Raw genomic sequence first — 24880 nt, 5'->3', positions numbered from 1 at the left:
TCCAAATGGACTGCCCACAAAAGATTGGACAAATTTAGTTAATTAGATTTGTAATAATGAGCTCGATATTCTGTCGGGCTCATTCCATTTAAATTTAGTTTTATCCGTTGATTATTGTAATAGGAGATATAATCTTCTATTTCGCTCACAAAACCTGATCAGCTATTCTTGAACAGTTTGAGCTGATTTCCAAACAATTCTTTGTTGGAGCCAAGCTTCCTTTATCATAGCTTTTGATTGTGGAAATCATCGTTTAGAACCTAACTTTTCATGTAGGAGCTCCTCGTCCAGACTATCTTCATATTTTGAAATCACCAGCGTTGCCGCTGAATTTCCGATCAAATTGGTTATCGCTCTTGCTTCACTCATAAAACGATCCACACCAAAGATCAAAGCGACAGATTCTACCGGAACATGGCCAACTACAGGCAAAGTCGCGGCAAGGGTAACGAAACCACTCCCTGTTACGCCCGCAGCCCCTTTGGAGGTCAATAGCAATACCAGCAATAAGGTAATTTCCTGCTCCAGGCTGAGATGCATATTGAGGGCCTGCGAAATAAAGACCGCCGCCATAGTCAGATAGATACTTGTCCCATCGAGATTGAAAGAATAACCCGTGGGGATAACTAAGCCCACAACAGGCTTGGCACAGCCCGCATCTTCCATCTTCTGCATAATGCCCGGCAAAGCCGACTCAGAAGAGGAGGTCCCCAAAACGATTAAAATCTCTTCTTTGATATATTTTAAAAACTTAAAAACGTTCACCTTGAGATAAAAATACAATACCGCCCCAATCACAATGATCACGAAGATAATACAGGTCAGGTAGAAGCTCAACATCAGCATACCGAGTTTAGATAAGGCCTGGATTCCAAACTTACCGATCGTAAAACCCATTGCTCCCATTGCCCCGATTGGAGCCAGATACATGATCATTTTGATAATGGAGAAGAGAACCTTCAGAAAAGATTGCAATACATGGAGCACAGGCTCAGATGCTTTCTGTCCTATTTTTGTCATACCGATCCCAAATAGCACCGCAAAAACGAGTACCTGCAACATGTTGTCCGACGCCACCGCAGCAATCACATTACCTGGAATAATCCCGATGATAAAATCCATAAAACCATGTGGCTCTTTGGATTCTGAAATATAATGGGATACCGAAGATACATCAAGACTAGCGGGATCGGCGTTCATTCCGGTCCCCGGTTGTATCCAATTAACAAAGACCAAACCGATAATCAGGGCAATCGTTGTCATGATCTCGAAATAGATAATGGAGGTTAAACCGATTTTCCCCACTTTTTTCGTATCCTGCATTCCCGCTATACCGATCACAATGGAGCTAAAAATCAATGGCGCAATAACCATCTTGATCAGTTTAATAAAAGCATCTCCTAGTGGTTTTAGCTTAACAGCAAAGTCTGGGTAATAGATACCACAGATAATCCCTACAAGTATACCCACGATGACTTGAAAATAGAGGCTCTTAAAAATGTGCTTCATGATAGATTTATTTACGGACAGCAATTCCCTTTGCTTTAATCGGTTTTTGGTTTAGGATATTGAAATTAATCGGTACGAATATAAAAAAAAAGGGATGCATTTTTGCATCCCTTCCTATGATAATTTTGAACTTAGCTGCTGAAATATGCTCTTACATTCTTTCCTTCAATCCAGTTCATATATGCTTTATTGACAACCTTGTTTCCACCAGGTGTTGGGTAATCGCCGGAGAAATACCAATCACCTTTATGGTCTGGACAAGCTTTGTGTAAATTATCCAAAGTTTGATAAACTACTTCAAACTCTGCTTTCAGGTGGTGAGGTCTTACAATACGAGCGATTTCTTCCGAAATCTCTTCATCAGTAAAAGGCGCGTAAATGGCTTTGACATAATTATCGATATCATTGACATCTTGGGTCATTGATACCACACATTTTTGATAAACTTCATCGATAATATGTGCCATACCACGTTGTTTTAGGAGATTAATAGCGGCTTCGAAAGCGACAAACTCACCCATACGTGACATATCGATACCATAACAATCTGGATAACGGATCTGAGGCGCAGATGAAACGATCACGATTTTTTTCGGATTCAAACGATCTAGGATCGTTAAAATACTTTGTTTCAATGTTGTTCCCCGAACAATCGAGTCATCAATGGCAACGATCGTATCTTCGTGATCCTTTACAATACCGTACGTTGTATCGTATACGTGCTGTACCATATCTGTACGGTCCGCATCCTGCGTAATGAACGTGCGCAGTTTAGCGTCCTTCACGTTAAGTTTTTCAAAACGAGGTTTAATACTCAAGATCTCATCCAATTCTTCATCAGAAATTTTTTCTGAGCGATTCAATAAAGTATCTTTTTGAAAATCCCGAACATAGGTATTGATACCATCCATTAAGCCATAGTATGATACTTCAGCTGTATTTGGAATAAACGAGAATACGGTATTTTTGATATTATTTTTGACAGATTCCAATACCTGAGGCACCAGTAATCTGCCCAATTCTTTACGTTCTTGATAGATATCAGCATCTGATCCACGTGAGAAGTAAATACGCTCGAAAGAACAAGAACGTTGTTCTACGGGTTGTCTAAACATCTCTTGGGATACTGTACCATCTTTTTTAGCGATCAGGGCATGGCCTGGTTTAATTTCCTTCACAGCACCAATAGGAATATTGAATGCAGTTTGGATGACCGGTCTTTCCGATGCTACAACCAGGATCTCCTCATCCTGATAATAAAACGCCGGACGGATACCCGCTGGATCGCGCATAACAAAAGCATCACCATGACCAAAGATACCTGCGATGGTATAACCGCCATCCCAAGTTTTGGCCGAACGCTTCAATATTTTGGTAACATCAATATTTTTAGCAATCAGCGAGCTGATCTCAATATTAGAATGACCTTCTTTTTTGAATTGATCGAAAAGATCTTGGTTCTCATCATCTAAGAAATGGCCAATTTTTTCCAAAACGGTTACGGTGTCCGCTTTTTCCTTTGGATGTTGTCCCAACTCATATAACTGTTGCAACAATTCGTCCACATTGGTCATGTTGAAGTTACCCGCTACCACCAAATTACGAGACATCCAATTGTTTTGTCTTAAAAATGGGTGACAGCTTTCGATACTGTTCTTTCCATGCGTTCCATAGCGCAAATGTCCTAAAAGTACTTCTCCCGTAAAACTTACGTTATCTTTTAACCATTGCGTATCTTTTGACTCCTCCGGAAATGCTTTCTGAACAGAAGCAAATTTTTTCTGTACATATTCGAATATGTCTGCCACAGCAGTTGAGCCCATTGCTCTGTAACGCGAAATGTAACGATTTCCAGGTTTTACATCAAATTTAATGGTTGCAATTCCAGCCCCGTCTTGTCCACGGTTATGCTGTTTTTCCATTAATAGGTACAATTTGTTGATGCCATAAAATGGCGTACCATATTTTTCCTGATAATAAGATAAGGGTTTTAACAGGCGAATTAGTGCGATTCCGCACTCGTGTTTAATAGCGTCGCTCATATCTTGATTTGATGTCGCAAAAATAAGAATTATTTAGCACTTAGCGATCGCCCCGCTCACTTTTTCAGCAATAAAATTACAGTGAATAGACAGAGGCTCTTTTGAATAGCCCCTTAAGGCCTATTGGGCGATAAAAACAGGGACTTTCACCGCATGTCGCAGCTTGTTAACTGTCTCACCGAAAACAAAATCCTTCACACCACTGTGCCCATGGCTTCCAACAACCAGTAGATCGGCGCCGTATTTTTCACATACTTCTGCAATACTCTTGATCCGGTTATTGTATCCCAGTTCATATTCAGTTTGATGTCCTTGCGACAATAGAAAATCAGCATACAATTTCAGTCGTTCCAAATCCTGACGCGATTCGTAATCATCCGTCGAATCCCCGGTATATTTCACCGATGCACTCTCGACGATATGTACAACGACAAAGGTCGTGTCGTCATGCGACAGCTGTAAAGCATATTGGATTACTTTCTGATCTGAATTTGAGAAATCCAACGCAACCACAACTTTCTTAAAAGAGCCCTTATGTTCAAAATGCAATGCCTCAAATGGTGGGTGAACCTCCAGCTCCGTTGGTTTCGATTTGAGTAAAATGGGGTATAATACGGTCATCATCAATAAGGCAAACAAACCCACAGCGCCCATCACCAATAATACCGTTACCACAATATTATCCGCTTCACCAATCCAGCCGACCACTTCGTCGTAGACCAATTTAAAATTCAGAACAGCGATAATGGCCGCTATCATCCAGGCCGCAATTTTTGTTAGCGGTTTAATGGCAAAAGAACCCATCTTGACTTTATCGCTCACAAAATGGATCAACGGAATGACGGCAAAAGCGAGCTGCATACTCAAGATCACCTGACTAAAGATCAGCAGCTGTCCAACGCGACCTTCACCCGAAATAAGTATCACCAATACAGCCGGGATAATCGCCAAAAGTCGGGTTATAATCCTTCGCAGTGTCGGACTAATCCGCAATCGAAGGTATCCCTCCATCACGATCTGGCCGGCTAGGGTTCCCGTCACCGTTGAGCTCTGTCCGGCAAGAATCAAGGCAACAGCAAATAATTTTGAGGCCCATTCTGTTCCAAGAAGATTACCCAATAGGTGATAAGCATCTTCAAGTTCGGCAACGTCATGCATACCGTTTTTGTGAAAAACAGAGGCTGCAAGAATCAATATCGCGGCATTTACCAAAAAGGCTAGGTTCAAAGCAATGGCACTATCCCAGAAGTTATACTTGAGCGATTTTCGGATCGAAACCTCATTCCGGTCAATCTTCCGCGTCTGCACAAGAGCCGAGTGCAAATATAGATTATGTGGCATGACGGTTGCACCTATAATGCCTATAGCGATATATAATGCGGCACTATTCGGGATACTGGGTATAAATCCAGTGGCTACCTCCGCAAAATCCGGTTTAGCCAAAAACATTTCTACCATGAAACACATGCCGATAAGCGCGATCAGTCCAATGATAAAAAGTTCCATTTTCCGCATCCCCAGCTTCTGAAGATAGAGCAATAAGAAGGTATCTGCAAAACTGATCATTACTCCCCAGAGCAGATCAATGCCGAAAAGGAGGTTAAGACCGATTGCCATCCCCAAAACCTCCGCCAGGTCACAGGCCGCAATCGCAATTTCAGCAAGCACATAGAGCACAAAATTCATCCGTTTAGGATAGGTCTCCCTGTTACACTGCGCAAGGTCTTTACCGCGTACAATACCTAAACGGGCACATAGATTCTGTAGTACTAGCGCCATGATATTACTCATCAACAGCACCCAAATCAGGGTATAGCCAAATTGGCTTCCTCCAGCAAGATCGGTAGCCCAGTTACCTGGATCCATATACCCCACACTAATGAGATAAGCTGGACCAAAGAAACTAAGTATCTTCTTAAATTTGGATTTACCTTGATTGACATCTACACTTTCATGGATATCAGATAGGGATTTATGATGAGATTCGTCGTAATGCATAAAGTACTATAAGTGCAATATCGTCTATTGTCAGCCTTAAAGATAAAAAGCTTTACATTATTAGGCAATTAAACCGCGATATTATTAGAATTTAAATGCCAGCTGGCCAGAATTTTCCTTCGATTGGTTGCCAAATTGGATGAAATCGATGATCTCATATTGACCTAAATCAGGTTTAAACTGCCGCACATGAACGCCCTTGCACATAAAGCTCAGGTCGACAGACCGCAACTGTTCTTTTGCAATTTCAAGCTGTTCTGGCTCCAGATGTCGTCCAATCGAAATATGGGGTTCGTCGCTAATCTCGATCAAATCAAATTCCGATAAAGTTTGAACAACCTTCCGCGCCCGATCCTTGAGATAACTGCGGGCATGTACTGTCGGCGCAATATAGAAAGCACCACCGGCAAATGATGAAAAATGATCGAAATAAACATACTGACTCCGCTCATAGACCAAAGTCTCCTGCAAAGCCTCAATAGCCATTGTCAGTTTGCTCCCGTCTGCTTCAAAAGCACATATCGTTACATGGGCTTTGGAATTGCAACTGGGGTACCAGCCTTTGTTTTTGTCCGGAAACAGCTCGGCTAACGATGCACGTAGTCGCCGCTTCAAGCCATCTACCAAGACAATACCAGCTTCATCAGGCTGAAAAACAAACGAATATTTATTGACACTACCCTCCATAACAAAAATCAGTTTCCGATCAGTAGGTAAGATAACAAATACCACGGAGATAACAAAACCAAAACCGAGCAGCAAGCCAAGGAGACGCTACCACCCGATACCATAATCCTCCCCATTGTTGCTGCTACCGCCCCAAAGCGTATGGTGCTGCTGGTCGAAATAAATCGCATTTATAGGGCCGCTGGTACGATCACCGAGCTGTATGCTATACCCCATTTTCTTTAATTGTTCAATAATTGCTGGTGCTGTATTTTTATCCAATAAAAGGCTACCTGAGCGCGGCTTTCGATCGTCGGTCTTCGTTCCTCCCAGCGATAGCCAAAGCTGGTTACTGTTGATATTGGCCGCCTCGCTGGCTTGTTGTGGCGTCATACCAAACTCGACCATATTCAAGAAAAACTGCAATAGGTTTTGATCCTGTGTATCTCCGCCCTGCACGGCAAAAGAAAGGTAAGGTTTTCCGTTTTTCAAAGCCATCGAAGGCGTAAGCGTTACACGCGGTCTTTTACCCGGCTCGACCACATTGAACGGGTTAATCAATGAATCTAAGACAAAACTCTGTAAGCGCTGACTCATGCCCACCCCGGTATTTCCGGCAATACAGGCAGGGAGCCAACCACCACTCGGTGTGATCGAAACAACCCAACCTTCTTCATCCGCAGCTTCAACGCTTGTTGTTCCCCGCAATAAACGGTCGACATAAGCACTATCCACGGTTAAAGATGCCAAAAGAGCTGTTTTTGGCAATTCCGTTAGCGACGAACTTGTGCGTGCATCATGTTTAGGCACAAAATCATTTTTCAGCTCCGTATGTGGCGTAAACTCCTTCTCACGCTGCTCCAGTAACGAAAGATACGGATTCTGCTTACCTTCGTAGGGATAAGGGTCTCCCGGAAGTACATTCGGGTTATTTTGCGTAAGATCAATGGTTGCGGCCCTCGACTTGGCATAGGACTCATGTAAAAGACCTTGAATAGGTGTCTTAGGTTTACCGTAAGGATCACCGTAATAAAAATCCCGATCAGCAAAGGCCAAATTCATAACCTGATAGAGTGTATGAATATAAGAAGCAGAATTATAACCCATTGCCTTTAGATCAAAGTTTTTCAGCAACTGCAAACTCTGTAGCATGGCTGGTCCCTGTGTCCATTCTTGTAATTTATATACGTCAACGCCCTTATAATTGACATGCAATGGTTCCTCCTCAATGGGTTTCCAATTGGCTAAGTCTGCTTTCGTGATTAAGCCACCCTGCTCCTTACTGCCACGGACAAATTCATCTGCAATATCGCCGGTATAAAACCGGTCATAAGCAGCCATGATTGCAGCTTTCCGGTCTTTTCCCGCCGCAAGAGCCTGCTTTTCGGCTTCTACCAATTTGGACAGGGTCCTATGCAGATCCTGCTGCACGAAAACCTCTCCCGCCTCTGGAGCTTCCCAGGATTTACCTTCATGTACTAAAAATACCTTTTTACTGTACGGCCATGCTTTAATGCGCTCTTTGCCACGTTCAATACTCGTTGCAGTTTGCGCGTCAATCGGGTACCCTGCAGCCATTTCAAGAGCAGGAGCTAATACTTCTGCTAGACTTTTCGTTCCATAATGCGCCAACATATAGCACAATCCGCCGGGTGTACCCGGTGTGACAGCAGCAAGAGGGCCATATTCTGGTGGAAATTCGTAGCCCTTTGATCTAAAAAAATCGACTGTCGCTCCACTGGGTGCTACCCCCAAGGCATTTATCGCAATGACCTTCTTTAGTTTCGGATGATAAATTAACGCTTGCGTCTCTCCGCCCCAACTCAGTACATCCCACATCGTACAGGTTGCTGCGAGCATTGCACAAGCAGCGTCCACCGCATTTCCGCCTTGTTGGAATAGCTGGGCACCGGCTGTTGCCGCCAAGGGTTTGCCCGTAATAGCCATCCAATGTTTTCCATGTAAGGGTGGTTTCTGTGTGCGCTGAGCAGAGCTCAGCATTGGCACTCCGGTAATAAGTAATCCAAACAGCGTCGTCAGTAGCAAGGGGGATCTTCTCTTCATAGCAGTAATCTTTCGTTAAGCAAAGGTTTTAGTAAAACCAAGATAGGTATTTTTAAAACAAACAAAAAACTCCCATCAACCTCGGTTGATGGGAGTTTTTAAAATCTTATTTGCTATTGAATTACCAATAAATTGAATATAATGCTGTAACCAATAGCGCTACGATCAATGCAATGACCAAAAACGCCCGATGTGGTTTAAACATCGTGGTATCAACTTCCAATCCAGCTGGCACGACACCACGCTTATTGTCGATGATACTAATGAGAATCATTCCGATAATACAGATGATGAAAACAAATCCCATTCTATCCAAAAATGGAATTTCGTAGATTCCTGTCGTTGGATTTGGAACGGAGAAACCTGTCGATGACAAGAATGACAGATCAACCCAATCCGGCAATTTCTTGAAGATGATGGAGAAAATAAAACCACCAATTGTTGCAAACAAAGCTGCATTTGAAGTTGCTTTCTTCCAGAAGAATCCTAAAATGAACATCGCAAAAATACCAGGAGATACAAACCCCGTATATTCCTGAATATATTGGAATCCACCTTTTTTATCGATACCCAAATGTGGCGCAATCAGCACACCCAAGATCATGGCAACCACAACAGTTAGCTTGCCGATATTGACCAATTTCTTATCCGATGCTTCTGTATTGAATACTTTTTTATAAATATCCAAGGAGAAGATTGTTGCAATACTGTTTGCTTTACCTGCCAAAGAAGCGACCACTGCCGCTGTCAATGCTGCAAACGATAAGCCTTTTAAACCTGCTGGCAATAAATTCAACAAAACTGGATAAGCGTGGTCAGGGTTCACCTCACCATGTTGCATCATTTCATTTTGGAACAAGCCATCTTTCCACATGACATAGGCTGCAATACCCGGCAACACGACAATGATAGGCATTAATAACTTCAGAAATGCAGCAAACAAGATACCGTTTCTTGCGGTTTTCAAATCTGCTCCAAGCGCGCGTTGCGTGATGTATTGATTACATCCCCAGTAATTCAAATTAACGATCCACATACCGCCAATCAATACGGTCAGCCCCGGTAAATCGAGATAGTTCTCATTTTTACGATCCAGAATCATATGAAAGTGGTCGGAAGCTTTTTCGGTCATCAAGTGATAGCCTTCCAATACTCCTGATCCACCATAGTGCTCTGAAACGAGATTCAAGGCTAGGTAAGTGGTCGCCAAACCACCCAATACCAAAAAGAAAACCTGAATAATATCCGTATAGCCGATTACTTTCATACCACCTAAGGTAATGATCACAGCAAAAATCGCTATGGCATACATACAGGCCTCCAGACTGATACCGGAAATACTACTTACCGCAATAGCTCCCAAATAGAGGATGGATGTCAAATTGACGACAACATACAACAGCAACCAGAAAACGGCCATGATCATCGCAACAGTTCCATTATATCGTTTATGGAGAAACTGTGGCATCGTAAAGATCTTGTTCTTTAAGTATACCGGGATAAAAAATACCGCAACGACAATCAGTGTAATGGCAGCCATCCACTCGTAAGTCGCAATAGCCAATCCCATCTTAAATCCGGAACCGCTCATACCGATAAATTGCTCGGCCGAAATATTGGATGCAATAAGTGAAGCTCCGATAGCCCACCAGGTCAATGACCCCTCAGCCAAAAAATAGTCTTTGGAACCTACAGATTCAGATTTCTTGCGATAGTACACCCATAATCCGTAACCTGCCACAATAACAAAGTATATCAGGAAAACGATGTAATCTTTTGTGCTTAAATAATTATTCATGTATTGGTAATTGGTTTAATTTGATCGCCTAATATAGAAATATTTTTAGAACTATATATATCTATTGACCAAATTTTCTAAATACTCCTGCTTACCGCTAATGGTTTTTGGTTCTCCTAATTCCACAGCTAAATCCCTTAAGTTCTCCAGGGTCAGTGTTCGTTCTTCAAATGACGCACCATGGCCTGTATCAAAAGAAGCATAACGGTCGGCCCGTATTTTTTTGTAATCCGAGTCCTGCAGTATACGCTCTGCCGTAATAAGCGCGCGTGCAAAAAGATCCATACCACCGATATGTGCATAAAACAAATCTTCAGGATCTGTCGAGTTGCGGCGTATTTTGGCATCAAAATTCACACCTCCACCTTGGAATCCACCACCTTCTAAAATAATCAACATGGCTTCGGTCAATTCATTGATATCATTCGGAAATTGATCCGTATCCCATCCATTTTGATAATCACCACGGTTAGCATCAATGGAGCCTAATTTACCTGCATCTACAGCAACCTGTAGCTCATGCTGGAACGTATGTCCGGCCAATGTCGCATGGTTTACCTCTAAATTTAATTTAAAATCTTCCAAAAGATTATACTGACGCAGGAAGCCCAGCACAGTAGCCGCATCATAATCGTATTGATGTTTTGTTGGTTCACATGGTTTAGGCTCGATAAAGAAAGTTCCTTTAAAACCATTTTTGCGGGCATAATCCTTGGCCATATGTAAAAACTGTGCAAGATGTTCCTGCTCACGCTTCATATTGGTATTTAAAAGGCTCATATACCCCTCTCTTCCACCCCAGAAAACATAATTTTCACCACCAAGAGCAATCGTTGCGTCCAAGGCTGCCTTGACCTGTGCTCCACCATGTGCAAGAACATGAAAATCAGGGTTAGTTGCAGCTCCATTCATATAGCGTTTATGGCTAAAAAGGTTGGCTGTTCCCCAAAGCAATTTTATACCGCTTTCCTGTTGTTTTTCCTTCGCATAATCAACGATAGTTGACAGACGTTTTTCATTTTCAACCACATTATCCGAATAATCAACTAAGTCTACATCATGAAAGCAATAATAGGGGATATTTATTTTACTGATAAATTCGAATGCTGCATCCATTTTATCTTTTGCCCTCGTGATTACGTCGTTGCTTTCATCCCATGGAAATTGATGTGTCGGTCCGCCAAATGGATCAGATCCGTTACCGTTGAAAGAATGCCAGTATGAACAGGCAAATTTAAAATACTCTTCCATGGTCTTGCCACCAACAATTTGTTTTGGATTATAATAACGGAAAGCCAATGGATTTGTGCTGTCTTTTCCTTCGAATTGAATTTGGCCAACGCCTTTGAAAAATTCCTTTTTCCCTTTGATAATATTCATCTTATTTGTTATTTATTTGTTTGTTTAATAATTCCTTCCATTGCTGATAGTGCTCCTCATATTGCGCTACAAATTGAGGTTCCACTGTATAAACAGGTTTCAAAGAACGAAAAGCTTCTGTAAAATCGGCATAATACCCACTTCCTATACCTGCTCCAAGAGCGGCGCCAATACTGCCATCATGATTAAAGATTTCTACAGGAACGTCAGTGGCCCCCACAAATGACTCCCTGAAAACGGAGCTCAAGAATAAATTCGCATAACCTGCACGAATCATATTTGGATGCAGATTATTTTCGCGCATGATATCCAAACCATAGCGAAAAGCAAATGCAATACCTTCCTGTATAGCACGCAGCATATCGCTTGTCTCATGCCTATTCAAATCTATCGCCGAAATTGAAGCCCCAACAGTTTGGTTGTTGAGCATCCGTTCGGCACCGTTGCCAAATGGGATAACCTGCAATCCTTTGCTACCGATAGGAGATGCGCCAGCCATCGCATTAATCTGCTCATAAGACAAATCGTGGCCCAACAAACGTCTCCCCCAGCTATTCATAATGCCTGTTCCATTGATACAGAGCAGTACACCTGTCCGGATATCATTGTCCTGATAATTCACATGGGCAAATGTATTTACGCGCGATTCGCGGTCGGCGATCAGTTTGTCACTGACGCCATAGATCACCCCTGAAGTGCCAGCCGTCGCAGCAACTTCGCCAGGTTGAAGGACATTCAGCGAAAGTGCATTGTTGGGCTGGTCGCCGGCTTTATAATTGATGGTCACTGTACTGGATAGCCCAAGTTCTTCAGCAACAGCGGATTTAATTTGACCATGCGTTGAAAACACAGGTAAGATCTCAGGAATAAGATGATCATCAAAGCCATAATAGTCCATAATCGTACGCGACAATACATTGTCCTTGAAATCCCAGAATATCCCCTCAGACAAGGCTGAGATGGAAGTCGTCACCTGCCCCGAAAGTTTCATGGCGATGAAATCCCCCGGCAACATGATCTTATCTATTTTTTCATAAATTTCCGGCTCGTTTGCTTTTACCCAGGCCAACTTTGACGCTGTAAAATTACCGGGTGAATTCAGATGATGACTCAGATTGAAAGACCTTCCGATTTCTTCAAAAGCGATATTTCCCAATTCAACAGCCCTGCTGTCGCACCAGATAATGGCATTTCGCAACACATGCTGATCTTTATCGACCACAACTAAACCGTGCATCTGGTAGGCAATACCAATGGCCGAAATTGCTTTCGGGTCATACAGGCCCAGCCTGTTTGCCTTCAACAGAGCCTGTTTAAAGTAGTCCCACCAATCGAGCGGGTTCTGTTCAGCCCAATTGGGCTCCAACGTAATGATAGGAGCTTCTACGTCCGGATATTGCACTGAGCAAACCTTACGTTGTGAAGATGCCTCAACAATCGAAACTTTTACGGAAGAAGTACCTACGTCTATACCTAATAAATACATGGTAATCAATTCTAATTGGTTATAAAAAACAACATCGGCCTTATACTGCAACCGGTTGCATAAAAGTAGGGTATGTTTCTGAATTATCAAAATATTAAATAAAATTATTTACTTTGGAGCGTGAATAAAAAAACGACAATTTATGATATAGCCCGTGCGCTTGGAGTGACAGTCTCTACCGTATCGCGCGCACTAAATAATGTGCCTACGATCAGTGAGGCGACACGAAAACTGGTGTTAGACAAAGCAAAGGAATTGAATTACAGCGTCAATAAGTTGGCCTCTTCTCTTTCCTCGGGCAAGTCCAATACCATCGGTGTCATTGTTCCTACCATGCAAATTCATTTTTTTGCAGAAGCCGTGCATAGCATTGAAAAAGAGTTAAAAAAACACAACTACAGCCTATTGCTTTATCAATCGAATGAATCTTTTGAAGATGAAGTCAATGGCGTGAAGACTTTACTTGAAGCTCAGGTAGACGGCATCATTGCTTCGTTGTCGCTGGAGACGCAGGAAACCCAGCATTTTCAGGAAGTGATCAATCAGCGCAAATGCCTGGTTATTTTTGACCGTACCCATAAAGATATTCCTGCTCCTGTGGTCAAACTTGACGATTTTAAAGCCGGCTACCTTGCAACACAGCACCTGCTCGAACAGGGTTACAAAAACATTGCCTTTATCACAACGGACAAAGAAATCGCTATTTTCCAGGATCGTTTCCGTGGTTTCGAAGCGGCCTTAAAAGATGCGGAGATTTCCCCGCAGGAAGACTTTATCATTCGTGGCGACTTATCCATTGAAGCCGGCATCAAAGGAACCGAACAGATTCTAAAATCTGTAATCCAACCGGACGCCTTTATTGGTGGTGATGACTTTACAGCCGTGGGAATTATACAGGCATTAAAAACTGCAAATATTGCCATTCCAGCGACAGGAGTGATCGGTTTTGCAAACCAGACCTTTTCTTCCTTTATCAGCCCTACACTATCAAGTATTGATCAACAGGCCAACAAAATGGGGGAAGAATGTGCAAAACTCTTTCTGAAAATGGTTAAACAAAAAAGTCCGTACGAAGCAATCGAACAGATTGTTCTTGATCCCATATTGATAAAAAGAAAATCTACCAATAGAATAGACAAATAATCAGTACCTTTGCCTAAATTTGTTTAAATGCAAGCCCGGCAGAAATTTAGGATAATAAGCATCTGCTTATTATTTGTCATTCAGGCCCTTTTTTTAGTGGCCATCTTTGTAGAAAATACACATTCTTATATTGTATTGGCTTTTATCGGCCTATTGTCCTTACTGATTTTATACAGTTACCTCAGGTCGCCCATTCATCATCACAGGCATGAATATGAATCGATCAAAATTGCCCTTTGGGTACCTATAGGGGCGATTGCATCCTACTATTTCAATCAGATCTTCGGTTTGGGCCCTGTATTGGGGGCAGCGCTGACAGGTACCATAGCTTCTTTCATTCCCAATATCAACAAAAATTCAACTTATCTGCCCCACCTCCCTGCAGCAATTTATTGCGGTGCATTTGTAGGAATGTCCAATGCGCAGGTAGCTCATGGATTCTCTTTTATTTTAGCAGCCAGTATCTTTACAGCGATCTTCCTGATTGTATCGAAGAGTTTATTAAATGGTGTCGGCGGTAAACTAGGCACATTGGCCTTTCTTGGGGTTTCATTGACATACCTGCTGTTATATATTTTTAAGTAATATGGAAACATTCATTTTATACCTAGTTGGCATCATCGGGAGCACGGCGACATACTATGTCAACACCAAGTTTCACCAAGGGGCAGTGCGCTCGTCCGCAATGCTGACCTTAGTTGTCGCAGGTTTCCTTCACTTCTTCCCACAAAGTGTTTCTCCTTATCTCGCACAGTACATCCCCCCTATTTTTATAGGCGCGTCATTTATAGGCATGGTCTCAAAAAACCAGCTATCAACCTATTTCGGTTTGGCTCTAGCTGGCGTTATTTTCACGACAATTCTGCTCAATACCAGTAAATTTTTTACTGGTTATGGCGGAGCCCTCGGCACTTCCGCCTGCATTGCGCTGTTGGTCGTATTGAGCATTCCTTATTTTAAATCACCGAGGAAAATGACGGTTGGATTTCTTCAGCTCCGCAAAACAATCTTAAAAAAACAAGGAAAAGTTTCAAAAAGACGAGTAGATTTGTTTAAATAAAAAGTATAACCACATGAAACCTTTATTTCTGATTTTTATTACCCACATCTTGTTCCTGGGCCATCTGAATGCTCAACAAGCGACCATTAACCTTGTAAATCAAGAGCGAAACAGCAGCTACAGAGGCCTAAGCGTGGTCGATGATACAACGGTATGGGTAAGCGGAAGCAACGGTACCGTCGGGCTCAGCACCGATGCCGGAAAAAACTGGCAGTGGGTCAATCCAATTGGCTACGAAAAAACAGATTTTAGGGATATCGAAGCATTTGATGAGAATGAAGCCTTAATTATTTCGGCAGGTTCCCCTGCGATCATCTTAAGTACTCATGACGGCGGTCGAAGCTGGAAAGAAGTATTCACAGACAAGCGACCCGAAATATTTTATGACGGTTTTGCTTTCACACCAAAAGGGGTCGGCATTGCCTTTGGCGACGCCATTCAGGGGAAAATGCCCCTATTAAAAAGCATAGATTTCGGAAAGTCCTGGAAAGATATATCCGCAAATATGCACTTTACAATTACGGAAGGAGAGGCAGGTTTTGCGGCCAGTGGAACATCCATCTATTGCGATAATAAAGGGACATACTGGATTGCCACCGGTGGAACAGCGGCCAATATCTACAGCAGCAAAGATCAGGGGGACACATGGCAACGTTACAGCTGCCCCATCATTCAGGGGAAAAATAGCACCGGTCCTTTTTCCGTAGCATTTTACTCGTCGAAAACTGGCATTGTAGTCGGTGGCGATTACAAAGCGGATAAAAACAAAGAAAAAAATAGCCTACTAACCAACGATGGCGGTAAAACATGGTTTGCACCAAAAACAGCTCCCGCTGGCTTTAAGTCGGCCGTGATATATATTTCCAAAAAACAGCTAATCAGCACAGGTACCTCGGGTACAGATCTGTCGAATGACGGCGGGAAAAACTGGACCGCTATCGGAAAGGAAAGTTTTAATGCCGTCCAAAAGGCAAAAAAAGGTCGAGCAATATTTTTAGCGGGCGATAAAGGAAAAATAGCGAATTTAGCATTATAAGCTAAATTCGCTATTTTTTGCACTTCCGCGCACGATTACTTACAACACTAGCGCACTATTTTTTGCTCGACTAAGCACATTTCTTTCAATGCCGACACTAGGTTTCGCCGTGCAAAAAAAAACGAGGTTTACTCGTTTATAAACAACTATTTGCGCGACAAACGCGATTCTTCCAGATCCAGGGAATACTCGATCTCTTTAATAACATCACTGTCAAAAGCCTTACTTTCTTTGATCTTGTACAGACCGTCACGACGTAGCGCCAAAAGTTCCAACATAATTTTATTATAGAGCCCCCTTACTGCAGAAAGCTGCGCACGGGTATCCTCCTCTTTTGCTCGTTCCGATGCATTTACGCTCCGGATGATCTGCTCTTTAACACGGGCAATTGTCTCATGTTCCAGCATTTCCTTTGCGTAATGTTTATCCAGATACGCAATAGATTCTTTGCCAAGACGTACCCGAATCTCATCGATCTGTTCTTCCATGGAAGCTTGCTCATCGACCTCTTCAATTTTTATCAATTTAATCAACAAAGGCAATGTAAGCCCCTGAAAAACAAGCGTCACTAAAATCACCACAAAGGTAATGAACAAAATCAGATTTCGGTGTGGGAAGGCCGTTCCATCATATAACGTCAATGGTATTGCTAATGCTGATGCCAAAGAAACCACTCCGCGCATACCGGCCCAGCCAACGACCAGGGGCAATTTCCATCCTGGACTCTTTTCCTTGATGCGGACCCGTTTGAACAATATCCTGGGAACAAAAGCCGAAAGATAAACGGCGATTAATCGCAAAACAATAACAATTACACAAATCGCCAATGCATAATCAATAGCTTCCTCCATGGAGTATTCCCCCAAACCATTGATGATTACCGGAAGTTCAAGTCCAATTAAAATAAAGACAAATCCATTTAAGAGAAAGCCCACTGTCGCCCAAACCTCTTTCGTTTGGATACGCGTATGATAGTTGAGGTAATCCCCTGCCCTGAAGGAAAGAAACAATCCGCCACTAACCACGGCCAAGACCCCCGACCACTCAAAATGCTCCGCAACAATATACATCAGGTAAGGTGCAATGAGGGTTATGGGTGTTGAAATGCTCGACGACTTAGCTACATAACGTAAGAATATATAGAGGATGTGACCGATGACCAGACCAACTACGACGCCCATGACCGATAACATCAGAAACTGCGTCGTCGCAGTGCTCATCACAAACTGGCCGGTAAGAATCGCAATGGATGCAAATCTAAATACCGTCAATGAAGCCGCATCATTCACCAGGCTTTCCCCTTCCAATATCGCAATTCCACGTTTAGGAATACTTACCCCTTTCAGGACAGAACTAGCAGCCACGGCATCTGGGGGAGAGATAATCCCACCCAGTAAAAAGCCCAGCGCCAAGGTAAACCCCGGAATAATACTGACCGAAAAGTAGGCAATCGCCAGCGATGTGAAGAAGACCAAACCAAAGCCCATGATAAAAATAGACCGTCGCCACTTTAGAAAATTCCCCCAATTGGTATACCAGGCCGCTTCAAAAAGCAAGGGCGGCAAAAATACCATAAACACGATATCGGGATCAACACTTATGACAGGTGCCCCGGGAATCAACGAGATCACAAGTCCGCCAATAACCAACAGAATGGGGTAAGAGATCTTGAGGCGTTGACTCAGCACAAATAACATGGCCATAAAGAAAAACAGCACCATCACCAATAACAGGTTACTGTGAATTTTCTGACCTGCCTTTCCACCTACGGCCGCTTTCACATCCGCATATGGTGCCGACATGGAAATGCTGTATTGACGAAGCTTCCATTCATTGTCCAGCTTAGTTAATACGCCCACGCCACGAAAGGACTTGGTATTGATCTTAAACGTTTCATCAAACCAGGCCGTCGTGCTATCGCCATTAAAACTGATATGCCGCTTGTCATAGGTGTAAGTCCAGGCATTTTTTGGATTGAAATATTGATCGCTGAACTTCTCCGCATGGGTTTTATCCCACCTTTCATCATGATCAGTACCCAAAATAACTCCATCCGAAGCAATAACATTCAAAAATGGGCCATATTTTACCTCACCCGAAGTTTTGTGCCAACGATCCAGTAGCCCATTGATTTCGTCCATAGGCTGCTGGGCACTTGTCGGAAAGACAAATAAAATTAAACTAAGAAAACAATACGTACCTAAAATGATCTTTCTAATCATACTTTATAAAACTTCGTAATAACTAAGACAATCCTCTTACGATGAGATCAGTCTTAAAACAAAAAGCTGCATATGCAGCTTTTGTCTTTATTTGATTATTTCTTCAATTTCGCGGATAATCTTCTGCGCGATCTGCTCAGCAGCTTCAGGCGTAGGTCCCTCCGAGTAAATCCGAATAATCGGTTCGGTATTCGATTTACGTAAATGAACCCATTCATTTTCAAAGTCTATTTTCAATCCATCGATTGTTGAATGGTCTTCATTTTTATATTTTTCCTCCATTTTGGCCAATAGGTTGTCAATGTCCAATTCCGGAGTCAGTGTAATCTTGTTTTTTGACATAAAGTACTGCGGTAATGAGGCGCGGTATTCGGAGGCTTTTTTACCAAGTTTAGCCAGATGTGTCAAGAAGATGGCCACCCCTACCAGCGCATCACGGCCATAGTGAGATGCAGGATAGATAACACCGCCGTTTCCTTCTCCGCCAATTACCGCATCGACTTCCTTCATCTTTGTAACCACGTTGACTTCACCAACAGCAGCGGCATAATATTCGCCACCATGTGCTTTAGTTACATCACGCAGTGCGCGTGTAGAAGATAAATTAGAAACTGTATTTCCTTTTTTATGCTGCAATAAATAATCTGCTACGGCCACTAAGGTATATTCTTCACCAAACAACTCACCATCCTCCATCATAAAGACCAATCGATCTACATCTGGATCTACAGCAATCCCTAAATCAGCTTTGTTTTCAATAACCGCAGCCGATAAATCCGTCAAGTTCTCTTTTAATGGTTCGGGATTATGCGGAAACTGACCATTCGGCTCACAATGGATTTTATAGATTGTCTGCACACCAAGCGCATCCAATAAGGCAGGTATGAATGTACCACCTGTACTATTTACGGCATCCAAAGCAACTTTAAAATTAGCGGCTTTAATCGCTTCCTTATCAACATATTGCAACGCCAATACAGCGTCTACATGTTTCTGTAAATAGGAATAGTCTTTATGAACCTGTCCTAATACTTCAACTTCGGAAAAATCAAAGTCTAAGGATTCACCAAGGGCCAATACCTCTTGCCCTTCGGCATCTGAAATAAATTCGCCCTTTGCATTCAGTAACTTTAGCGCATTCCATTGACCTGGATTGTGTGAAGCAGTCAAAATAATACCACCAGCAGCTTTTTCCATAGGTACAGCAATCTCTACCGTCGGCGTTGTTGAAAGACCTAAATCAACCACATCAACACCGATGCTTTGCAGGGTTCCAATCACCAAATTACTTACCATCTCACCAGAAACACGCGCATCTCTTCCAACAACAATTTTTTTGATACCACTCTGCTTAACAATTATTTTGCCATAAGCAGCCGTAAACTTAACGATATCTATCGGGGTAAGTGCCTCTCCAGCACGCCCGCCTATCGTACCTCGTATTCCTGATATTGATTTAATTAAAGTCATTTCTTTTGAATTGATTAACGTGTAAATTTAGCACAATGGCAATAAAATATCGAATTAAAATTATAATTAATGAATATTTAATGTATATTTGTTGCAACAAAGTTGTTTTTAAAAGAAACAACCGTTTGCAATGAAATTATTTTTACTTTTGAAAAGTGAGTTTTTAAAGTTTGGGAATTTCATTGTCATCAGCAACATTTATGATTCAACAATTAGTACACATCGATCAAGAGATTTTTCTGGCCATTAATCAGGGCTTGAGTAACCCCGTATTTGATTGGTTATTGCCTATATTACGCAATCCATACACTTGGGCCCCCTTGTATTTATTTCTGATCATATTTTTCATAAAGACCTATGGAAAAACAGGAATTCTAATTGTTGCCATGACCTTGGTTACCTTCGGAATTTCCGATGGTATATCATCGCATTTGATCAAAAAGACTGTAAAAAGAATCAGACCGTGTAACGACGTGGAGTTTAAAGAAAATGTCAACATCCGGGTGCGATGTGGCTCTGGCTTTAGCTTTACCTCCTCTCATGCGGCCAATCATTTTTCCCTTGCTTTTTTCTGGATTGTACTTTTCCGGAGAAGATGGAAACATGCGCTTTGGCTTTGTATTACCTGGGCAACCCTAATTTCGGTCTCTCAAATTTATGTTGGTGTCCATTACCCGTTTGATGTCCTCTGTGGCTCAGCCTTAGGTATCCTGGTTGGATTGGCAACAGGCTACTTATTCAAACGGTTTGTGCCTAGCTTTTTTAAAACTGAACACGTATAATGAATTCAATTTTATTGATTTTAATTTTATTCATACCTGCATTTGCAAGTGGAATTGCTGTATTTTTTGTACAAAAGAAAGGAACCAGTTTCCTTAAACTCATCCTTTCTTTCAGTGGAGCCTATTTATTCTCTATTACGGTACTGCACCTCATTCCACATGTCTATCAGTCTAACAATACTTCACCTGAGGTATTGGGTATTTATGTGCTTGCTGGATTTCTTTTCCAGCTCTTTCTTGAACAGTTCTCCCAAGGGATCGAGCATGGCCATATCCATACCGATAATGATCACGACCACCACAATCATCGTTTTCCAATCGGTATTATGTTCAGTCTATGTCTTCATGCGTTTCTTGAGGGCATGCCACTTGCAGCAACACATCAGACTGAACTTGCACTAGGCATATCCATCCACCACATTCCGGCGGCATTTGCATTGGGAAGTATTTTATTGAGTACACATTTAAAGAAAAACACCATCCTTATTACACTAGCTTTATTTGCGGCAATGACTCCATTTGGTTTTTTGCTGAGTAAAGCCATCAGCGCAGGTGAAGTAGGAAATATCCAGCAATATTTTGATAAAATCATGGCTGTGGTTATTGGTATTTTCTTGCACATATCAACGACGATACTTTTTGAATCGGGCTCAATTGACCATCATAAATTCAATAAAAAGAAAATGATTGCTGTGATAGCAGGTGTTGCTATTGCACTCGGAAGTTTCCTATTTGTCGGAGAACATGATCATGGGCACGACCAGGATCAACAACCGCATGATCATGAACATCATGACCATGCGCATTAATTTCTTTAGCCGCGAAGTTTATCCAACAGTGTGTTTAGGGTAACAGCTTCTTCTTCGCTAATTCGATTAGGTAAAAGATCCTTCATCAGCATATCCTCATCTAAACTCTTAAGAATCTCGAGGCCCTTCTCAGTGATAACCAAATCCACTGCCCTTTTATCCCCACCCGATTGACAACGTGAAACCAATTCTTTGGAAACCATACGGTCAATCATACGTGAGATGTCTGGGGTAGAGCTCAACATTCTTGATTTAATCAGATTATTGGTTGCAGGCTTCGGATATTGGCCCCTCAATATGCGCAAGACATTAAACTGTTTCAAAGTGATTCCTTCTTTGGCAGCACGCTGTTCTAGCTCATTGTTAATCCAATTGTACGTATATAGAATATTTACCGTACAACGATGCCATTCATTGCTGAACTTATTTACTTTGATTTCGTCCTCAATCTTCATTCTGGTTGATAATTAATCGTTCTTAACAGTAAAGATAGCTGTTTTTTACTAAATACATAACTATGACATTAGAATCATTCTAAATGGTAGAAATTCTGTATATTTGAAGAATTCAAAAAAACAGGTAGATGCGTAATAGAACTAGCTTAGATAAGCTAAAAAAAGGGGAAAAGGCGGTAATTATCGATTTTGATTCACACGAAATTCCAGCTAAATTTTTCGAATTGGGGTTTACTCCCGGTACTGAAGTAGAAGTGAAACATATCGCACCTTTGGACGGTCCTATATGTCTAAATATTAGTGCTAATAACGCCTTAATTGCTATCCGCAAATCAGAAGCTAAAGTCATCCTTATTGATCAGAAATAATGAATAACCCGATTATTGCACTTTTGGGTAATCCAAATGTGGGTAAAACATCTCTATTTAACCGGATTACAAAATTAAATCAGAAAGTAGGAAATTATCCCGGTATTACGGTCGAAAAACGTGAGGGGCAAGTTAAAGCCAACAACAAAGTTTATCGTATTATTGACTTACCGGGTACATATACCCTGTTCCCAAGTTCATTGGACGAAGAAGTTGTTTTCAATACTTTAGTCAATAAAGAAAGTAGTTTCAGACCAAACCTCGTCGTTGTCGTCGCCGAACCAACGAACCTAAAACGGTCTATTATTCTTTATCAACAAGCCCGGGAACTCGGTCTGCCGGCCATCTTTGTCATCAATATGATTGATGAAGCCAAAGAAAAAGGAATTACAATCGATGTTCAGAAACTTGAGCACCTATTAAATACAAAAGTATACGAAACCAATGCGCGTACGGGGCAAGGTATCGATCAGCTGATCAAAAACTTTGATGCTGTTCCGCCCATGTATATCAGCAAATTCAGTTTACCAACGGAAGCTGATGCAGCATTAGAGGAAACCAAACGTCTTTTCCCATTAGATACGGAATACCATACCTGGCAATACCTGGCCAAAGGCGAAGTATCTTTTTTATCGAAGGAAAAAAATCAGGCTATTCAGCAAATCCGTGAAAAATATCAATTGCGGGCCGAAAAGCTGCAAAAAGACGAAGCCATACTGCGTAGTAAATCCTTAGATAGCAGCCTTGCTGAAATCTATGTAAAGGATGAATCCTCGAATAAAAACAAAACCAATACGATCGATAGCATCCTGCTTCACCCAATCTTTGGTTATGTTATCTTCTTTGGCATCCTCTTTTTAATCTTCCAGGCAATTTATACCTGGTCTGGACCAGCCATGGATTTTATCGATGGTTTATTTGGTGATCTTGCAGCCTATACACAAACAGCACTTCCTGCAGGACCTCTGACCGATTTGCTCAGCAATGGTATTATCAAAGGTATTGGCGGGATTGTAATCTTCATTCCACAGATTGTTATTTTATACATCTTTATCTCGATCATGGAAGAAACGGGCTATATGAGCCGTGTTGTTTTCCTGATGGACCGCTGGCTTCGTCCCTTTGGTCTGAATGGAAAATCAGTGATTCCATTGATTTCGGGCGTAGCCTGTGCTGTTCCTGCGGTCATGTCTGCACGTAACATCGAAAATAGCAAAGAAAGACTGGTCACTATTCTGGTAACGCCTTTTATGACCTGCTCGGCACGACTCCCTATTTATATCGTTCTGATCGGACTGGTGATACCGGACACGAAATTAGGAGGCTTTCAAATACAAGGTATTGTATTGTTTGTGATGTACCTGCTTGGCATATTCGCAGCTTTGCTATCCGCGATTATCCTGACCAAAGTCATCAAATCAAAACACAAATCATTTCTCATCTTTGAACTCCCCACCTATAAGACTCCGGATTGGAAAAATGTAGCCTTAAATGTTTGGGAAAAAGCATCAAGCTTTGTCTTCGGCGCAGGTAAAATTATTTTAGCCATTTCCGTTATACTCTGGGCATTAGGCAGTTTTGGTCCAAACGACAAATTTAGCCAAGCAGAAGAATATGTAACAAAAAATAACCCCAACCTGTCCGAAGCAGATTTGGAGCATGAAGTTTCATCTTATCGGCTGGAGCACTCCTTCCTTGGTTATCTTGGCATGGCTATTGAACCTGTTGTTGAACCATTAGGCTATGACTGGAAGATGGGCATAGGTCTCATTTCTTCCTTTGCTGCCCGTGAAGTATTTGTGGGCACAATGGCCACCGTGTATAGCCTTGGTGACGAAGTGGATATCGAAGATGAAGCATCTAAAACAACGGTATTGGGCAAAATGAAAAGCGAAATTAACCGGAATACCGGTTTGCCGGCTTACAATTTAGCTTCCGGTGTATCCTTATTACTGTTCTATGCTTTTGCTATGCAATGTATGAGTACAATTGCCGCAGTAAAAAGGGAAACAGGTTCGTGGAAATGGACTTTAATACAGCTTGGTTTTATGACAGGTTTGGCCTATTTCAGTGCCTTAATTGCTTATCAACTTTTAAAATAAAAAGCTATGGATAATTTAACAGTACAATATCTCATCGTAGGAATTCTCGTTTTGGCGGCTGTATGGTATGTCGTTAAAAATGTCCGAAAATCATTAAAGGGCAAGTCAAGCTGCTCAAAAGGCTGTGGATGCGACTGCAGCATAGAAAAAACACAAAAAACAAATTAATTTATCTTTTTGAGTAGCATTTACAAATAAGATTTCGTTATTAGCTAGAGTGGCCAAAAATCACACTAGCTACTAGTTCATAAAGCGCCGTATTTCCAAATTACGGCGCTTTCTATTTTTTAGCCAAACATGGCTACCGCCATTGTTTATAAAAAAACAACGAAATACATTAAAAGCACAACAGAATGTGCACAAATACCTGAGTGTTTTGTTAACTTTATGCGCTTAGGGCAAAAGATGCACTGGGAGCCACGATATTCGTCGGCACATCATACAGCGGCAGCAATTTTGACCAATTCGATTCTGGTACGGAGTAAAGTCT

At 41.9% G+C, this 24880-nt stretch carries 21 protein-coding genes; 9 read left to right on the top strand and 12 right to left on the bottom strand.

Annotation, left to right across the window (positions count from 1 at the left end; genetic code table 11):
* Window positions 1-38 precede the first annotated feature (38 nt).
* The 9 genes from OK025_RS26785 to OK025_RS13480 form a co-directional block, all read right to left on the bottom strand.
* Window positions 39-149, bottom strand: a complete 111-nt coding sequence (locus OK025_RS26785) for an IS3 family transposase (protein ID WP_083295844.1) — start codon at window positions 147-149, stop codon at window positions 39-41.
* A 97-nt stretch (window positions 150-246) separates the two neighbouring features.
* The gene (gene dctA, locus OK025_RS13515) at window positions 247-1509 is read right to left on the bottom strand and encodes a C4-dicarboxylate transporter DctA (protein ID WP_317664438.1); all 1263 of its coding nucleotides are present in this window, start codon (window positions 1507-1509) and stop codon (window positions 247-249) included.
* Window positions 1510-1640: 131 nt separating this feature from the next.
* Window positions 1641-3551, bottom strand: a complete 1911-nt coding sequence (locus tag OK025_RS13510) for an amidophosphoribosyltransferase (protein ID WP_317664437.1) — start codon at window positions 3549-3551, stop codon at window positions 1641-1643.
* A gap of 120 nt (window positions 3552-3671) precedes the next feature.
* Window positions 3672-5549 carry an Nramp family divalent metal transporter gene (locus OK025_RS13505; protein WP_317664436.1) on the bottom strand — a complete coding sequence of 626 codons (1878 nt, stop codon included), beginning with the start codon at window positions 5547-5549 and terminating at the stop codon, window positions 3672-3674.
* An 84-nt stretch (window positions 5550-5633) separates the two neighbouring features.
* Window positions 5634-6281: a 2'-5' RNA ligase family protein gene (locus OK025_RS13500; protein ID WP_317664434.1), complete on the bottom strand. Its 648-nt coding sequence runs from the start codon at window positions 6279-6281 to the stop codon at window positions 5634-5636.
* Window positions 6282-6323: 42 nt separating this feature from the next.
* On the bottom strand, window positions 6324-8279 hold the full coding sequence (locus OK025_RS13495) for a gamma-glutamyltransferase family protein (RefSeq protein ID WP_317664432.1): 1956 nt from the start codon (window positions 8277-8279) through the stop codon (window positions 6324-6326).
* 121 nt (window positions 8280-8400) lie between these two features.
* Window positions 8401-10077, bottom strand: a complete 1677-nt coding sequence (locus tag OK025_RS13490; protein ID WP_201638738.1) for a sodium/sugar symporter — start codon at window positions 10075-10077, stop codon at window positions 8401-8403.
* A gap of 51 nt (window positions 10078-10128) precedes the next feature.
* Window positions 10129-11457, bottom strand: coding sequence for a xylose isomerase (gene xylA / locus OK025_RS13485; protein ID WP_317664430.1), 1329 nt, complete (start codon window positions 11455-11457; stop codon window positions 10129-10131).
* A gap of 1 nt (window position 11458) precedes the next feature.
* Window positions 11459-12943, bottom strand: a complete 1485-nt coding sequence (locus tag OK025_RS13480; RefSeq protein WP_317664428.1) for a xylulokinase — start codon at window positions 12941-12943, stop codon at window positions 11459-11461.
* Window positions 12944-13063: 120 nt separating this feature from the next.
* On the opposite strand from OK025_RS13480, the gene OK025_RS13475 reads away from it, so the two are divergent.
* The 4 genes from OK025_RS13475 to OK025_RS13460 all read left to right on the top strand — a co-directional run bounded on the left by OK025_RS13475 (window position 13064) and on the right by OK025_RS13460 (window position 16182).
* The gene (locus tag OK025_RS13475; protein WP_317664427.1) at window positions 13064-14086 is read left to right on the top strand and encodes a LacI family DNA-binding transcriptional regulator; all 1023 of its coding nucleotides are present in this window, start codon (window positions 13064-13066) and stop codon (window positions 14084-14086) included.
* Between the two features lie 96 nt (window positions 14087-14182).
* The gene (locus tag OK025_RS13470; protein ID WP_317664426.1) at window positions 14183-14671 is read left to right on the top strand and encodes a hypothetical protein; all 489 of its coding nucleotides are present in this window, start codon (window positions 14183-14185) and stop codon (window positions 14669-14671) included.
* Window position 14672: 1 nt separating this feature from the next.
* On the top strand, window positions 14673-15146 hold the full coding sequence (locus OK025_RS13465) for a hypothetical protein (RefSeq protein ID WP_286775096.1): 474 nt from the start codon (window positions 14673-14675) through the stop codon (window positions 15144-15146).
* 13 nt (window positions 15147-15159) lie between these two features.
* Entirely contained in the window at window positions 15160-16182 is a 1023-nt protein-coding gene (locus tag OK025_RS13460; RefSeq protein WP_317664423.1) for a WD40/YVTN/BNR-like repeat-containing protein, read from the top strand.
* 146 nt (window positions 16183-16328) lie between these two features.
* Here OK025_RS13460 and OK025_RS13455 read toward each other — a convergent pair whose 3' ends face one another.
* A complete protein-coding gene (locus OK025_RS13455) occupies window positions 16329-18404 on the bottom strand; it encodes a Na+/H+ antiporter (protein ID WP_317664421.1) in 2076 nt (691 codons plus the stop codon).
* A gap of 87 nt (window positions 18405-18491) precedes the next feature.
* Complete coding sequence (gene glmM / locus OK025_RS13450; RefSeq protein WP_317664418.1) at window positions 18492-19874, bottom strand: phosphoglucosamine mutase; 1383 nt, start codon at window positions 19872-19874, stop codon at window positions 18492-18494.
* A gap of 200 nt (window positions 19875-20074) precedes the next feature.
* Between glmM and OK025_RS13445 the strand changes: the two genes are divergently transcribed.
* A complete protein-coding gene (locus OK025_RS13445) occupies window positions 20075-20656 on the top strand; it encodes a phosphatase PAP2 family protein (protein WP_120336230.1) in 582 nt (193 codons plus the stop codon).
* A complete protein-coding gene (locus OK025_RS13440) occupies window positions 20656-21465 on the top strand; it encodes a ZIP family metal transporter (RefSeq protein ID WP_317664414.1) in 810 nt (269 codons plus the stop codon). Before OK025_RS13445 ends, OK025_RS13440 begins: the two co-directional genes overlap by 1 nt.
* A gap of 5 nt (window positions 21466-21470) precedes the next feature.
* Here the strand turns inward: OK025_RS13440 and OK025_RS13435 are convergent, their stop codons facing one another.
* Window positions 21471-21920, bottom strand: coding sequence for a MarR family winged helix-turn-helix transcriptional regulator (locus OK025_RS13435; RefSeq protein ID WP_317664412.1), 450 nt, complete (start codon window positions 21918-21920; stop codon window positions 21471-21473).
* Between the two features lie 128 nt (window positions 21921-22048).
* Between OK025_RS13435 and OK025_RS13430 the strand changes: the two genes are divergently transcribed.
* Genes OK025_RS13430 through OK025_RS13420 form a run of 3 tightly spaced genes read left to right on the top strand, consistent with a single transcriptional unit; the run spans window position 22049 to window position 24558 of the window.
* Window positions 22049-22288 (top strand): FeoA family protein, encoded by a 240-nt coding sequence (locus OK025_RS13430; protein WP_317664409.1) that lies wholly within the window; start codon window positions 22049-22051, stop codon window positions 22286-22288.
* Complete coding sequence (gene feoB, locus OK025_RS13425; RefSeq protein WP_317664407.1) at window positions 22288-24390, top strand: ferrous iron transport protein B; 2103 nt, start codon at window positions 22288-22290, stop codon at window positions 24388-24390. Before OK025_RS13430 ends, feoB begins: the two co-directional genes overlap by 1 nt.
* Before the next feature lie 6 nt (window positions 24391-24396).
* Window positions 24397-24558 carry a FeoB-associated Cys-rich membrane protein gene (locus tag OK025_RS13420; RefSeq protein WP_317664405.1) on the top strand — a complete coding sequence of 54 codons (162 nt, stop codon included), beginning with the start codon at window positions 24397-24399 and terminating at the stop codon, window positions 24556-24558.
* Window positions 24559-24880 lie beyond the last annotated feature (322 nt).

The sequence above is a fragment of the Sphingobacterium sp. UGAL515B_05 genome (genome assembly GCF_033097525.1).
In the GTDB taxonomy this organism is placed as follows: Bacteria; Bacteroidota; Bacteroidia; order Sphingobacteriales; family Sphingobacteriaceae; genus Sphingobacterium.
The sequence above is the reverse complement of the archived record's forward strand: the minus strand, read 5'-3'. Positions and strand labels throughout refer to the sequence as shown.